The organism is Rhodothermus bifroesti, assembly GCF_017908595.1.
In the GTDB taxonomy this organism is placed as follows: domain Bacteria; phylum Bacteroidota; class Rhodothermia; order Rhodothermales; family Rhodothermaceae; genus Rhodothermus; species Rhodothermus bifroesti.
The window spans coordinates 331,959-345,363 of the sequence record NZ_JAGKTL010000004.1 but is presented as its reverse complement, the minus strand read 5'-3'; the positions used below and the strand labels follow the sequence as shown (position 1 = coordinate 345,363).

General features: G+C 58.2%; 12 protein-coding genes. 8 read left to right on the top strand and 4 right to left on the bottom strand.

Annotation, left to right across the window (positions count from 1 at the left end; translation table 11 throughout):
• The first annotated feature begins 23 nt into the window (after positions 1–23).
• Positions 24–1,358, top strand: a complete 1,335-nt coding sequence (locus J8E65_RS10650) for an isochorismate synthase (protein WP_237181919.1) — start codon at positions 24–26, stop codon at positions 1,356–1,358.
• Complete coding sequence (gene menD, locus J8E65_RS10645) at positions 1,339–3,096, top strand: 2-succinyl-5-enolpyruvyl-6-hydroxy-3-cyclohexene-1-carboxylic-acid synthase (protein WP_210375749.1); 1,758 nt, start codon at positions 1,339–1,341, stop codon at positions 3,094–3,096. Before J8E65_RS10650 ends, menD begins: the two co-directional genes overlap by 20 nt.
• On the opposite strand, the gene J8E65_RS10640 is transcribed toward menD, so the two are convergent.
• A complete protein-coding gene (locus J8E65_RS10640; RefSeq protein WP_210375747.1) occupies positions 3,075–3,971 on the bottom strand; it encodes an MBL fold metallo-hydrolase in 897 nt (298 codons plus the stop codon). The two genes, menD and J8E65_RS10640, sit on opposite strands and share 22 nt — an antisense overlap.
• Positions 3,972–4,137: 166 nt before the next feature.
• Here J8E65_RS10640 and J8E65_RS10635 point away from each other — a divergent pair, with 166 nt between their 5' ends.
• Together J8E65_RS10635 and J8E65_RS10630 are read left to right on the top strand one after the other, a co-directional pair.
• Positions 4,138–4,614, top strand: coding sequence for a (2Fe-2S)-binding protein (locus J8E65_RS10635; protein ID WP_210375746.1), 477 nt, complete (start codon positions 4,138–4,140; stop codon positions 4,612–4,614).
• Entirely contained in the window at positions 4,611–6,818 is a 2,208-nt protein-coding gene (locus tag J8E65_RS10630) for a xanthine dehydrogenase family protein molybdopterin-binding subunit (RefSeq protein ID WP_210375744.1), read from the top strand. Before J8E65_RS10635 ends, J8E65_RS10630 begins: the two co-directional genes overlap by 4 nt.
• Here J8E65_RS10630 and J8E65_RS10625 read toward each other — a convergent pair.
• A complete protein-coding gene (locus J8E65_RS10625) occupies positions 6,815–7,405 on the bottom strand; it encodes a protoglobin domain-containing protein (protein ID WP_210375743.1) in 591 nt (196 codons plus the stop codon). The two genes, J8E65_RS10630 and J8E65_RS10625, sit on opposite strands and share 4 nt — an antisense overlap.
• A 99-nt stretch (positions 7,406–7,504) precedes the next feature.
• Between J8E65_RS10625 and cynR the strand changes: the two genes are divergently transcribed.
• The 4 genes from cynR to menE are packed head-to-tail and all read left to right on the top strand — an operon-like array spanning position 7,505 to position 11,848.
• Complete coding sequence (gene cynR, locus J8E65_RS10620) at positions 7,505–8,416, top strand: transcriptional regulator CynR (protein ID WP_210375741.1); 912 nt, start codon at positions 7,505–7,507, stop codon at positions 8,414–8,416.
• A gap of 33 nt (positions 8,417–8,449) precedes the next feature.
• Positions 8,450–9,361 (top strand): 1,4-dihydroxy-2-naphthoate polyprenyltransferase, encoded by a 912-nt coding sequence (locus J8E65_RS10615; RefSeq protein ID WP_210375739.1) that lies wholly within the window; start codon positions 8,450–8,452, stop codon positions 9,359–9,361.
• Complete coding sequence (menC, locus tag J8E65_RS10610; RefSeq protein ID WP_210375738.1) at positions 9,346–10,425, top strand: o-succinylbenzoate synthase; 1,080 nt, start codon at positions 9,346–9,348, stop codon at positions 10,423–10,425. Before J8E65_RS10615 ends, menC begins: the two co-directional genes overlap by 16 nt.
• Complete coding sequence (gene menE, locus J8E65_RS10605; RefSeq protein ID WP_210375736.1) at positions 10,409–11,848, top strand: o-succinylbenzoate--CoA ligase; 1,440 nt, start codon at positions 10,409–10,411, stop codon at positions 11,846–11,848. The genes menC and menE overlap by 17 nt, the downstream gene beginning before the upstream one ends.
• Here the strand turns inward: menE and J8E65_RS10600 are convergent.
• Together J8E65_RS10600 and J8E65_RS10595 are read right to left on the bottom strand one after the other, a co-directional pair.
• Entirely contained in the window at positions 11,845–12,960 is a 1,116-nt protein-coding gene (locus J8E65_RS10600) for a PP2C family protein-serine/threonine phosphatase (RefSeq protein ID WP_210375734.1), read from the bottom strand. The genes menE and J8E65_RS10600 overlap by 4 nt on opposite strands.
• Positions 12,939–13,382, bottom strand: coding sequence for an ATP-binding protein (locus J8E65_RS10595; RefSeq protein ID WP_210375733.1), 444 nt, complete (start codon positions 13,380–13,382; stop codon positions 12,939–12,941). The genes J8E65_RS10600 and J8E65_RS10595 overlap by 22 nt, the downstream gene beginning before the upstream one ends.
• Between the last annotated feature and the right edge of the window lie 23 nt (positions 13,383–13,405).

The following is a 13,405-nucleotide window of genomic DNA, read 5'->3' as shown; positions in this document are numbered from 1 at the left end:
CCCGAGCGGAACATCCTGTCTGCATGCCCGATCAGTTGCCACGCGCGCTGGAAGACCGCATGCACCGCTTGCTGCGCCGGTCTGCTGAAGATCGCATTGTGCGGCTGCTTTTCCAGCTGCCTTCCATAGACCCGCTGCATTGGCTGGCCGCACAGACCCTGCCGGTGCAGTTTTATTGGGCAGACCGAGACCGTACGCTTACAGTTGCCGCTGTAGGCACACTTGAGCAGTATGAAGGCATGGGCATCGAACCGGTGCGCGCTTTGGAAAAGCGCCTGCACCAGGCTGATGTGGGCGTGCGTTTCTTTGGAGGTGGCTGCTTCGATGTCCAAGCTGCGCGTGCCGCTTACTGGCTGCCTTTTGGGCCATGGCGGTTCTGGCTTCCTCGCTTTGAACTATGGCGGCAAGGAAGCCGCTGCTGGCTGGCGTGTAATTTGATTCCCGCACGCGATCGGGATGCCGAAGCGCTGTCGGGTAGCTTATCTTGGCCTGAAACACTACCGGCCGCACCCCTACCGCTGCCACTGGACCGCATCGATTTGCCCGACTATAGGGGGTGGGCGCACAACGTGCAGCAAGCCCTGAAAGCTTTTCAGCAGGGTAAACTGGAAAAAGTCGTGTTAGCACGCCAAGTATGCTTTACGTTTGGCGAGCCGCTCGACAGCCTAACACTTATGCAACGCCTTGAGGAGGCTACACCTGGCTGTTTTCATTTTTACTATCAACCTGAGGTCGGCAAAGCTTTCTTGGGCGCTTCACCCGAGCGACTATTTCGCCGAGCCGAGGGACAGGTATGGACCGAAGCCGTAGCTGGCACGCGACCCCGCGGCCAAACCGAAGCCGACGATGCCCGCCTGGCTGCCGAGCTGCTGGAAAGCGAAAAAGATCGACGTGAGCAATACTATGTGCAACAGAGCATCCTCGAAGAGCTGCGTCCTTGGTGCCAAACGCTGGAAGTAGACACGCAGCTCTCTGAAATGACGCTAGCCCGCGGCCGTCACCTGTACACCGGTATTCGCGGCCGGCTGCATGCGCAGGTGCCGACAGCAACCTTGCTGGAAGTGCTGCACCCCACTCCCGCCGTGGGAGGATACCCACGACAAGAAGCCCTGGCGGCCATCCGTGACTGGGAGCCGTTCGACCGCGGCTGGTATGCCGGTCCGATCGGCTGGATCGGCGCCGAAACGGCCGAGTTTGCTGTGGCGATTCGCTCTGGTCTGGTCGATGGGACCCGGCTATATCTGTACTCAGGGGCTGGCATTGTCGAAGGTTCGGTGCCAGAGCTGGAGTGGGCTGAAATTGAACACAAAATCAGTGACTTTGTGAACGTACTAGGCCTTGAGCTGCGACGCTCGTAATCAACAGCAATGGGCTGACCGCCTGATTGATGAGCTGGTGCGCTGTGGCGTCGAGCTGTTTTGCCTGGCGCCCGGCTCACGCTCTACACCCCTGGTCATGGCCATTGCACGGCATCCGCAGGCCAAAGCCGTGATGCATTACGACGAGCGCGGGGCAGCCTTCCTCGCTCTGGGCTACGGACGCGCCACTGGCCAACCGGCCGCATGGGTTACTACGTCGGGCACGGCCGTGGCCAACGGTTTCCCTGCGGTTGTCGAGGCAAGCCAGGACGAAGTCCCGCTGCTGCTTTTAACCGCCGATCGGCCCCCAGAGCTACGTGATACTGGAGCCAACCAGACCATCGACCAGGTCAAGCTTTTTGGAACCTACGTGCGTTGGCAATTCGAGCTTCCTGTGCCAGATGCCGATCTTGACCTGCACTTTTTACAGACGACCATCGATCAAGCCGTCTACCGCAGTCGCCGCAGCCCAGCCGGACCCGTCCATTTGAACTGTCCGTTTCGGGAACCATTGGTACCAGAGCCCGAGCAGCTAGAGCGTTCGATCACGGCGGCTTCCCATGTACCCTATACGTACTACGCCATGCCGGTCACTGCACCTGATCCGGAAATGGTGGATCACTTGGCCGGTCTGTTCCGAAGCGTGTCCCAAGGACTCCTGATCGCAGGCCGACTGCGCAGGGCTGAGGCTGCAGCTGCTCTGCAGCAACTGGCGTGGCAGCTGGGCTGGCCGCTACTACCCGACATCACTTCAGGACTTCGGCTAGCCCCAAGCGGGTTCCCACAAGTGCCCTTCTACGAACTGCTGCTTTATGACCCCCTACGGGCCGCCGAAGTCCTGAAACCCGAGGTCGTCGTGCACCTGGGCGGTCGTTTTGTCTCCAAACGCCTGGCACAGTTTCTGAAAGCGGCACGTCCACGTTGTTACGTTCATGTGCACGACAGTCCCGTGCGGCTCGATCCTGATCACCAAGTAACGCATCGCCTGGAGGCCGATGTAACCTTGTTTTGCCAGCAGCTCGCTGAAGCCTTGCCCCCTGCACACCCCCCTTCGGCCTGGGCGCAACACTGGCATGCCGCCAATGAGGCCCTGCAAGCTACCCTTGAAGTGCAGTTTCAGCAGGAGATGCTGCTTGAAGAGCCAGACGTTGCCTGGCATTTGGGGCGTTGGCTACCCCCTAGCCATGGCTTGGTGCTTGCCAGCAGTTTGCCCGTACGGCTTATGCAAGCCTGGAGTGCTTTGCCTACAGCGCCACCGCCCGTGGCAGCCAACCGCGGTGCTAGTGGTATCGATGGCACCGTAGCTACAGCCGCCGGCTTTAGCATAGGACTCGCGCGACCGGTCACGCTGCTCATTGGCGATTTGGCACTGCTGCACGACCTCAATAGCCTAGCCCTGCTGCGCGAGCAGCCTGTTGTCGTGATCGTACTGAACAACAACGGCGGTGGCATTTTTTCGTTTTTGCCTATTGCTCGGCATACCGAAGTGTTTGAGCCGTTTTTTGGCACACCGCACGGCCTGCGCTTTGAACATGCCGCAGCGCTGTTTGGGCTTTCCTATGCTGCACCTCAGACGCTTGCTCAGCTGGAACAAGCGTACACCGAAGCATGCGCCAACGCGACACCCACACTCATTGAGGTGTGTACCAAGCGCGCACGTACAATTTTGCGCTGGCAAAAATTGGAAGCGGCACTGCAACCGGTGCGACAAGCGTTTTACAGCCCGCCAAGCTCCTGATAAACCGCCTGAATGGCCATCGGAAGAGCTTGAGGCCAGCTGTCTAGGTAATGCTCTGGAAACCCCGGGATCCGATCGGTAGCCGCCAGGGCTTCAACTGACTTGCCGGCACGAATGCCTTCAGCTACGTAGCGCCGCAGCCCTTCCAAAAAGTCGCGCATCACCAGCAGATCGGCACGGCCGCCCGTCACGCCGTACTTCGGATTGCCATGTCCGAAAATGAACAACGTCTCGTCCGTATAGGTCTGGTACAGGCGCTCAAGCGCAGCCATCCAGCCTTCGGTCGTCGCTCCTCCAGGCAGGTCAATGAAGCCAGGCATACGGTTAAAAACCAAATCGCCTACGTGTACAACGTTGGCGTTTTCAAAGTGAATGATCGCATCCCCACCGGTATGGGCTGGACCGTAGTAGACGACGTGCACGCGCTCGTCGCCAGCTTCAAGCGTGAGTGAGGTGTCAAACGTGCGGTCAGCGTATACTTGGGCTTCAAGGGTGCCCTGGCGCTGAGCTGCTTCCCGCTGCAGTTCAGGAACGTTATGGTGTGCAATAATTTGCCGGGTATGGGGTTTAAAGGCCGCATTACCAGCCGTGTGATCTCTGTGGTGATGCGTGTTGATCAAGGCGTCGATGGTGCGTCCGGTGCGCTCGTGCAGTCCTTCCCAGCATTGCGTGGCCGTGTCAGGAAACTGGGCATCGACGACAATCAGCGCATCCGCGGTCGCCAACCAGCCAATCGTACCGCCACGCCCTGTAAAAAGGCCTACATTACGTCGCAATAGGCGAAACGGATTTTCTTGCCAGCTTAAGTGCTTGGGCGAAAGGAGGGGCAACAGCGCTGCGGCCAGGGTCTGCTGGAGAAAAGAGCGGCGGTTCATTGCAGTTCATTACAAGTAGGTGTAGGTTAGAACATTTTGATCGCTACAAGGCTTGCGCAGCAAGGCCCTTTTTTGTAAAAATGTACAAAGAAAAACGAGAAATCGCACTTGACCCCACGGAAAAAATCAAGCGATACTCCCCAAATGGGAAAACCTCAGGGAGATCATGGCGCGCTTTGAGCTCATTGTCAACCATACGCGGCACACGGTCGATGTACCGCCCGATATGCCGCTGCTTTGGGTGCTGCGCGATGTGCTAGGGCTTACGGGCACAAAATACGGATGTGGCAAGGCGCTTTGTGGGGCGTGTACCGTGCATTTGAGCGGCACCCCAGTGCGTTCGTGCGTGTTGCCTGTTTCGGCAGTGGTTGGCCAACCGGTTACGACCATTGAGGGGCTGGACCCGCAAGGAAATCATCCCTTGCAACAGGCCTGGCGCGAGCTGAACGTGCCCCAGTGTGGCTATTGTCAGGCTGGGCAGCTGATGACGGCGGCCGCGTTGCTCCGCCAGAACCCAAACCCCACCGATGAAGAGATTATCGCTGCAATGGGCGGCAATTTGTGCCGTTGCGGTACGTATCACCGCATCCGACAGGCCATTCATCGCGCCGCGGCTCTAATGCGGCAGGAGGGTGCACCATGAGCGGCCATGATCTGCAACCCTTGAAGCTCAGCCGTCGGGACTTTTTAAAGGTTGGGGTGGCGGCTACGGGAGGCTTGCTCATTAGCGGCCTATGGCCTCACCTAGGAGAAGCAGGAAGCGAAGCCGCCGCGGAGCTTAATCCTTATGTGCAGATTGACCCCGACAGCACGGTACGGATCTTCATCCCAATGTCTGAAATGGGCCAGGGAGTGCGCACCTCGCTGGCCATGTTGGTAGCTGAAGAACTCGACATCGACTGGCAGCAGATCCGTGTCGAGCAAGCACCCCTTGATGCACGCTACGGCGTGCAGATTACGGGGGGCAGCTCGAGCGTGCGTACCCGTTGGCGGGTGATGCGCGAAGCAGGCGCAATGGCGCGGGCGCTGCTGGTTGAAGCAGCTGCTCGGCGCTGGGGGGTAGATCCGGCACGTTGTCGTACCGAGCACGGGCAGGTTTATCATCCTAACGGCACCGATGTGCTCCCTTATGGTGCCCTTGCGGCCGAGGCAGCTTCTCTGGAACCGCCCCAGTCGGTGCGCCTCAAAGATCCAGCTAGCTTTCGGCTCATTGGCCGTTCCCAGCCTGGCGTGGATGTGCCCGATATCGTCACCGGACGGGCTACCTACGGGATCGATGTGCGCCTTCCCGGAATGCTTGTGGCCAGCATCGAACACTGCCCCTACATTAACGGAAGACTGCTGCGCTACGACGACACGGCTGCCCGCCAGGTGCCTGGCGTGCGGACAGTCGTGGAAGTGCCAGCTGTGGGGAGTGGGGTGCACCGCGTGCGACCCGGTGTGGCCGTAATCGCCGAGAACACCTGGGCTGCCTTGCGAGGCCGACAGGCGCTGCGCATCGAGTGGGAAGCAGGGGAAACCGCGCAGCACAGCTCGGCAACTTACCAAGAGCACATGTTGGCCCTGGTTGCCGAGCCCGGACGGGTTGTCGGGGAACGGGGATCGGTGGAAGCGGCACTGGCACAAGGGGCGCAGCGGCTAGAGGCGACCTATGTGCTGCCGTTTCTGGCCCATGCCCCTATGGAACCCATAAATGCAACGGCACATGTTGAAGGCGACCGGTGCACAGTATGGGCACCAGTACAGACACCAGGCTGGGCAGCTAACGGAATCGCTCAGGTACTGGGCATTCCAGAGCGCAACGTGCGCGTCCTAGTCACGCTCCTGGGGGGCGGCTTTGGCCGACGGCTCATGGTCGATTATGCGGTGGAAGCCGCGCTGCTCTCGAAGGCTGCAGGCGCACCCGTACAGGTGGTTTGGACACGCGAAGACGACCTGCAGTTCGATTTTTACCGACCTATGGCCGTGCATCGCATTCAAGCTGCACTCGATGCCCAAGGTAAACCGCTTGCCTGGCATCACCGCCTGGTGTCTACCTCAATTCAAGCCTCGCTCGAGGGTCCCGATACGCCCAACCCGCATCGCTCGGAAGTTGGTGGCGCAGATCTGTTGCCATATCGCGTACCCAACTGGCGACTCGAATATCGTCCCTTCCATAGCCCGCTACCGCGTGGTTGGTGGCGGTCGGTCGAACATACACATACAGCCTTTGCTGTCGAAAGCTTTATCGACGAGCTGGCAGCAGCTGCCAAACGCGACCCTCTGGCGTATCGGCTAGAGCTGTTCGATATGGAAGCCCGTAGTCACGAAGGCGGGTGGGCACCCCCTTATGAGCCAGCGCGGCTACGTCGCGTGCTAGAACTGGCTGCCGAAAAGGCTGGCTGGGGACGTTCCCTGCCTGAGGGCCATGGCCTTGGCATCGCCTGCCACTGGGCCTTTGCAAGCTACGCCGCTGAAGTGATCGAAGCTTCAGTAGAAAGCAATGGACAGGTACGCGTACACCGCGTCGTGGCCGTGCTCGACTGCGGTCGCGTGGTCAATCCCAGCGGCGCTGAAGCCCAGGTGGTCAGCGGAGTTCTCGACGGCCTGTGGACAGCCCTGAAAGCCGAAGTTTTGCTGGAAGGCGGCCGGATCGTGTCGTCGAACTTCGATACCTATCCGCTGCTGCGCCAAAGCGAGGTTCCGCCGCAAATTGAGGTCCACTTTGTGGAAAGTGACCGCGATCCAACCGGACTAGGCGAACCGCCTGTACCCCCTGTGGCTCCAGCACTGGCCAACGCCCTGTATGCCGCCACTGGCCGCCGCATCCGGCAGCTTCCCATACGTCCTGAGCAGCTACAAGGCTAAAAATCACCCTCCCGAGCATAAGGATAGCTCCAAAGTACAACCTGGAGCGTAATGGACTTAAACCACGCCTGATGCATCTTTTCAACGTCTTCAGGCGCATGGCCCTTACGGGCTAAAAAATCCCGAATCGTCAATGTAATGGGTACGATAAAGGCAATCATGTAACGTAGCGGAATATGCGGTGGGGCCAAAACGCTATCGGTCTGGTTTTTTTTCGTTCGATGATGACGCAAACCAATCTCCATCTGATAGTTGAGCCAATCCTGATCGTAAGGCCGTTGACAAGTGTCCAAAATCCATTGACCAAAACGGCTGCGTACGCGGGCAAGGTACTCCTGAAGAGGCTGACCCTCTGGCCCCTGAAAGTAATAGATCAGATGGGGATGGCTGCCTACAAAGCCATACCAAAGGTCTAACACATCGTCAATCTGGTCTTTAAGCACCTCACCAGCCATCCGAAGGTAGCGCATATCCTCGTCAGTGAAAAGCACTGTCTGTTTGAGCTGCTCAAATTCCTTTAAAGAAAGCGGCGTGCGCGCTACGCTTGGGGCACCATAAGTATAGCCGGGAATCCCTCGGGTCATCATGGCAACACCTCAATGGTTAAGGATTGACAAAAGCAAGTTAATGCCCGTAGCTTGTATAAGTAAAATTTTTTGTTTTTCTAAATGAGATAAGAAAAAGTTATGGATCTGCGCGCATTACGCTATTTTCTGGCGGTGGCTGAGGAAGGGCATTTTACGAAGGCAGCTGAGCGGTGCTTTGTATCGCAGCCGGCCTTGTCGCAGCAAATCCGTAAGCTGGAGGAGGCTTTGGGAGAGGTGCTGGTGGACCGATCGACAACGCCAGTGCGGCTTACGGCAGCGGGTGAAGTGGTCGCTGCGCATGCCCGGCGTATGCTGGCCGAGCTGGAGGCTATGCGTGTGGCTTTAGATGAGTTGCAGGGCTTGCAGCGCGGAAACCTGGTGATCGGTGCGGTGCAAACCGTGCAAGCCTACCTGATACCCCAAGTGGTCACTTTGTTTGTCCGGCAATACCCGGGCGTGCGGCTGCAAGTGATGGCGTTGCCCGCTGATGAGGTAGAAGCGGGCGTGCTTGAAGGACGCTTTCAGCTTGGGCTGGGTTTTGTGCCGCCAACCCGTGAAGGGCTGGAGGCAAGCCCTCTTTTTGAGGAGGAGTTGGTGCTGATTACACCGCCAACGCATCCCTTGGCTGCGTGCCATAGGGCTTCCTTGCTCGAACTGAAAGCCGTTGAGCTGGTACTGTTGCCCACCACGTACTGCACGCGAAGGCTTTGGGATCGCTGGGCGCGGGCTGCAGGGCTGGAGCCCAAAGTGGCGCTAGAGGTGAATACGATCGAGGGGCTGCTTTACCTGGTGCGGACGTTAGGGTTGGCCACTGTGCTGCCCGAGTGGACGCTGCGCATCGATGCTGCCCAGGGCCTTAAGGCTGTGCGTCTACCTATGCCGCCGCCGCACCGAACGGTGGGTATGCTGCATCGCCAGGGAGCCTATCGTTGCCGGGCTACGCAGGCTTTTGAGGAAATGCTGGCCCTCTGGCTGGCTGCGGCGCGGAACGGGCATGCTGTTCGGGCGTGAAGGCGCCTTGCTGCAACGAGCTTTTTTAGAAGCATGCGTACGCTTAGGGAATCTGCCACTTCACTACCGCGCTGGCGCGTTTGGATACTGGCTGCACGGCCCAAAACGCTAGCGGCTTCTGTCGCACCTGTGCTCATGGGTTCGACCATGGCCTGGACCGATGGAGGATTTCACTTGCCTTCGGCACTGCTGGCGCTGGTTGGAGCCTTGCTGATTCAGATTGGGACAAACTTTGCCAACGACTATGCCGACTTTCTGAAAGGTGCCGACACAGCCATGCGGAAAGGTCCGCTGCGCGTTACCGCTGCAGGATGGGTAACGCCCGAAGCCATGCGGCGTGCTACGGCGCTGACGTTCGCATTAGCTGTGGTGGCTGGCCTTTACCTGATTTGGCGCGGAGGTTGGCCCGTGCTTGCCATCGGTTTACTTTCGATACTGTTCGGCATCCTGTACACCAGTGGCCGCTATGCGTTGGCTTATATAGGACTGGGGGAGCTTTTTGTATTGATTTTTTTTGGGCCTGTAGCCGTTGGCGGTACCTACTATGTGCAGACGCTCTCAATCACCAAGGAGGTGCTGGTTATGGGACTGGCGCCGGGACTGATAGCAACGGGCATTTTGCTGGTGAACAACGTACGAGATCTCGAAGAGGATCGGCATGCTGGAAAGCGCACACCAGTAGTCCGCTTTGGTCGAGCGTTTGGCGTTGGGCTGTATGCTTGTTGTCTTCTCGGAGCACTGGCATTGCCTGTTTTGTGGTTTTGGGCAACGTGGCGACATGGGGGTGCTATGGCTGTGCTCGCGCTGCTGCCTGCCACGGTGCGCGCTGTGCGCACGTTAGCTGAGCACACAGAGGCTGCGGTGCTCAATGCTTTACTGGCAGGAACTGGTCGCTTGCTCCTGGTCTACAGCGTCCTGTTTTCGATAGGATGGGTGCTAACCTAAACAAGGCATGTTGGCACTGGCTTCGCTTTGCCTTGCCGCTTCGTGCGCCGTTGCCTTCTGGCGGGCGCGTGCGCCAAGGAGGGGTGGTCATTGTTGAGGCAGAAGGCATGAGAGGCTGGGGAGAAGTAGCCCCGCTTCCAGGTTTGAGTCTGGAAACGCTTGAAGAAGCCGAGCAAGCGCTTAAGGCTTGCATCTGCCGGTTGCCAAACCAGTTGCCTGAGCATCCGGAGTTGCTTGCTGCAGTGCTCAAAGACGTGCTGCGGGCCGTTCCGGCTTCAGTCCGCTGGGGCATTGAGCTTGCCCTGGCGGGATGGATGGCGGCTTGGACTGGAAAGCGGTTAGACGCCTGGCTTGCGCCATCGCCTTTGCCCGTGGTAGCGGTCAATGCCTTGATCGCTTCAGAGGCAGATCCTTCTGCTTTGCTTGCCCTGCGTGAGGCAGGCTATAGCGTGGTCAAGCTGAAAGTTGGACGCCAGTCGCTTGCAGCAGACATCCAAAGGGTGCGACAGGTTCGAGCTGTGCTAGGACCGAAGGTAGAGATTCGGCTAGATGCAAATCGCGCCTGGAAGCTTTCGGAAGCACTGGCCTTTGCTGAGGCCGTTGCTGATCTGCACATTGCTTATCTTGAAGAGCCTGTCAAAAACGTAGAAGACTTGGCTGCATTTGCGCACCGAAGCCCCATCCCTCTAGCCCTTGACGAAACGCTAGCGGCTTTTCCAGAGCAGCCCTTGGCTAACTGGGCTTTTGCACGCGTTGTGGTGCTCAAACCGATGTGTCTTGGTGGCGTGTTTTGCGCGCTTGAACGCGCACGCGAAGCGCAGGCCCTAGGCATGCAAGTCGTTTGGAGCAGTGCCTTTGAAAGTGGCGTTGGTACGCGTGGCGTGCTGGCATTGGCCGCTGCCTCCCAAAGCCATGCTGCGGCCGGACTTGACCCGTACCGGTGGCTTGCGGCCGATACCGTTTGGCCTCCTTTAGCGCTAGGGCCAATCGTGTCGGTCCCCGAAGTGTTGGGTCAAAAGTTAACGTGTAATCAACGCATGCTCATGCATGGCTTCTCCGCGTGAATTCTTGTGTCCCCTGTTTCGCCGCTGGCAGACGCAGCCTGCGCATCCGTTCCTAGTGCACGGTACGAAAATTTGGACGGCTGCGGACCTAGAGTTTCGCGTGCGACAAATAGTAGCCCGGTTGCAGCAGGAAGGCGTGGCTGAAGGAAGACGGATTGGCCTTTGGGTAGAGGATCCTGTGCGTACGGTGACCTTGCTGCTTGCACTATGGCGCCTGCGGGCTGTGGCCTGTTTGCTAAGCACGCGCTTACCCGCCAGCGGCCTTGCTGCTTTTATCCGGCAAGTTGGTCTAGAAGGGTTGGTGGTAGATCGGCCAGTGACGGCAGAGATTCCGGTGTGGCCGGTGGAAGTGCTAGAAGCAGGTGGAAAAACGCTTGAGTGCTGTGCGCCGCTACTTACGCTGGACCAGCCGGCAGCAGTCTTTTTTACCTCTGGGAGCACCGGCGCACCCAAAGGCGTGCTGCATGCACTGGGCCAGCTGGTTTGGAGTGCGCGTGGAGCGCAGGCTATTTTTTCCCTCAAACCAGGCGACCGATGGTTGCTCGTTTTGCCGCTGTACCATGTTGGCGGGATGGGGGTGGTGATGCGTTGCTTACTTTATGGGGCAACCATCGTGGTTCCTGAACGACAGGAGCCTATAGGAGCGGCCATGGCACGCTATGGGGTGACGCACGCCTCGCTGGTGCATACGCAGCTTTGGAGGCTTTTGCGTGCGCATGACGGCCCACCACCACCGGCGTTGCGGGCTGTGTTGCTGGGTGGAAGCGCCGTGCCCGAAGCTTTGCTTGCGGAAGGCGTCGGGCGCGGATGGCCGTTGCACATGAGCTATGGCCTCACCGAAACCGCCTCGCTCGTGACCGTAACCCCTTCGGGAGCAACGCCCGAGGTGCTGCGCACCGCCGGCCGGGTGCTACCATACCGAGAAGTTCGGTTAGGGCACGATGGAACGATATGGGTTCGAGGAGCGGTCCGCTTTATGGGTTACGTGGAAGCCGGTCGTCTGGTGCAGCCTTTTGATCCAGAAGGATGGTTCGATACCGGGGATTTGGGGGCATGGGATGCCCAAGGATATCTGCAGGTAACGGGTCGCCGAGATAACCAGTTTATCTCTGGGGGAGAAAATATTCAGCCGGAAACCATTGAAGCTGCCTTGCTTCAGCTTAGCGGTATTGCACAGGCTGTAGTGGTGCCTGTTGCAGATGAGGAGTTCGGGCAGCGACCCGCAGCGTTTGTGCAGCTTGCCGAAGGCGCTGCTTGGGCACCAGAGCGTTGGCGTGCGCAGCTGCGCGCCGTGTTGCCGGGTTTTATGATTCCGGTAGCCTTTTGGCCATGGCCAATGCAAACCGCAGAAGGCGTAAAGGTGTCGCGTGCTTGGCTAGAGCGAGAAGCTGCGCACCGCTGGCAGCAAAAAGGGCAGCCTTAGGCCAACCGTTCCATCCAGAAAAAGAGGATATCATCCGCAAACGTGTCGACCTGACAGCAACTTAAAACGCTCGAGAGTAGCGTTTCGACCGGATCTTCGGAGCCAATAAGGTGCGGGGTAAGCTCAACGAGGCCTTTTTCACCAAACATTTCCCCTTGCGCGTTTCGCTGCTCAACAAGGCCATCCGTGTAGAGGAGCAATCCACCACCGCTCGGAATGGTCAACGTGATGTCTTGGAACGTCGCCTGCGCATCTAGCCCTAGAATCAGGTCGCTGTATTCGACCACTTCTGCTGTTTGTGCATCCTTTACCAGGATGGGACGGCAGTGGCCTGCATTGGCATATGTGATTTGGTGGCGTGCAGGATCCCAGCGGGCAATCAAGAGCGAGGCAAACGTTTCCTCCATGACGTTGTCTTGCATGAGCACGTGGTTGACCCGCTTGAGCAGCTCTGCCGGCGACTCAACGGTTTGCAACGTGGCATAGAGCGTGCCTCGAATGTAGCTTAAGAAGCTAAAGGCATAAAACTTGGCCTGGAGTCCTTTGCCCATAACGTCACCAATGGCCAAGTAAAAAGCGCCACTGGGGTGTTGCGTCCAGTCGAAAAAGTCACCACCGCCATACTCCCGAGGGCTGTTGTGGAAATAGAGACGATAGCCCGAAACGGTTGGCAAACGCTTGGGCATGAGTTTTTGGGAAAAGTCCTGGCCAATGCGGGCGTCGAGTTGCGTTTGAAAGTACTTGGTACGCTCAAGTAGGCGCTCAATGCGCGCCATAAGCTGGTCGATATCGAAAGGTTTGGTGATGTAGTCGTCGACACCCATACGCATGCCGCGTAAGCGGCTTTGTTCGTCGGCTTTGGCGGTTAGAAAGATGAACGGAATGGTACGGGTTTCCTTTCGGGCTTGCAGGGCCTGCTGCAAAGCAAACCCGTCCATTTTGGGCATCATGATATCGGAGATGATCAGATCCGGGATTTCTTCTTGGACGAGTTGTAGCGCTTCTTCGCCATCAGGGGCAGAGCGCACCCGATAGTGCTTGCCTAGACGGTACTCCAGAAGCCGTCGCAGCGTATGCTCATCCTCAACCACTAAAATGGAATATCGAGCCATGGATCTTCATCAGTTGAAACCTTAAAAGCCAGCCGGTGGCGTCCGTCTTTCAAGCGTATGTAGGTCAGCTCTTGCGTGCAGGCACGCATAAAGTGCAAACCCATTCCGCGCTCTGGAAAAGCTTCCGTGAGCGAAGGGTGAGATTTCAGCCGTCCGTTAAGATCAAATCCCTCCGAGTTATCGTCAATAAAGCACTCTACTTTACGGCCGTTACTGCGGAGCGTCAGTTGAATCGTAGGGGGCTGAGCAAACCGGGCGTGCTGCACCAGGTTGGCCAGCCATTCGTGAATGACAAGCCGGATGCGATAGCGCAGGTCCGTGTCTGCTGGCAACGGGAGCCCTGCAGCATCTGCCTCAAAAAGGGCATGTATCCGGTCGATGACCTCTTCCAGGTTTTCAAAGCGGTACTGCACTTCTTGCATTGCTGTTTAAAGGGGACTCTAAA

Excerpts from the sequence above, each read along its gene's own strand:
- menE (WP_210375736.1), top strand. The coding sequence starts at position 10,409 with ATGGCTTCTCCGCGTGAATTCTTGTGTCCCCTGTTTCGCCGCTGGCAG.
- menC (WP_210375738.1), top strand. The coding sequence starts at position 9,346 with ATGGGTGCTAACCTAAACAAGGCATGTTGGCACTGGCTTCGCTTTGCC.
- J8E65_RS10625 (WP_210375743.1), bottom strand. The coding sequence starts at position 7,405 with ATGATGACCCGAGGGATTCCCGGCTATACTTATGGTGCCCCAAGCGTA.
- J8E65_RS10650 (WP_237181919.1), top strand. The coding sequence starts at position 24 with ATGCCCGATCAGTTGCCACGCGCGCTGGAAGACCGCATGCACCGCTTG.
- J8E65_RS10635 (WP_210375746.1), top strand. The coding sequence starts at position 4,138 with ATGGCGCGCTTTGAGCTCATTGTCAACCATACGCGGCACACGGTCGAT.
- cynR (WP_210375741.1), top strand. The coding sequence starts at position 7,505 with ATGGATCTGCGCGCATTACGCTATTTTCTGGCGGTGGCTGAGGAAGGG.
- J8E65_RS10630 (WP_210375744.1), top strand. The coding sequence starts at position 4,611 with ATGAGCGGCCATGATCTGCAACCCTTGAAGCTCAGCCGTCGGGACTTT.
- J8E65_RS10600 (WP_210375734.1), bottom strand. The coding sequence starts at position 12,960 with ATGGCTCGATATTCCATTTTAGTGGTTGAGGATGAGCATACGCTGCGA.
- J8E65_RS10595 (WP_210375733.1), bottom strand. The coding sequence starts at position 13,382 with ATGCAAGAAGTGCAGTACCGCTTTGAAAACCTGGAAGAGGTCATCGAC.
- J8E65_RS10640 (WP_210375747.1), bottom strand. The coding sequence starts at position 3,971 with ATGAACCGCCGCTCTTTTCTCCAGCAGACCCTGGCCGCAGCGCTGTTG.
- J8E65_RS10615 (WP_210375739.1), top strand. The coding sequence starts at position 8,450 with ATGCGTACGCTTAGGGAATCTGCCACTTCACTACCGCGCTGGCGCGTT.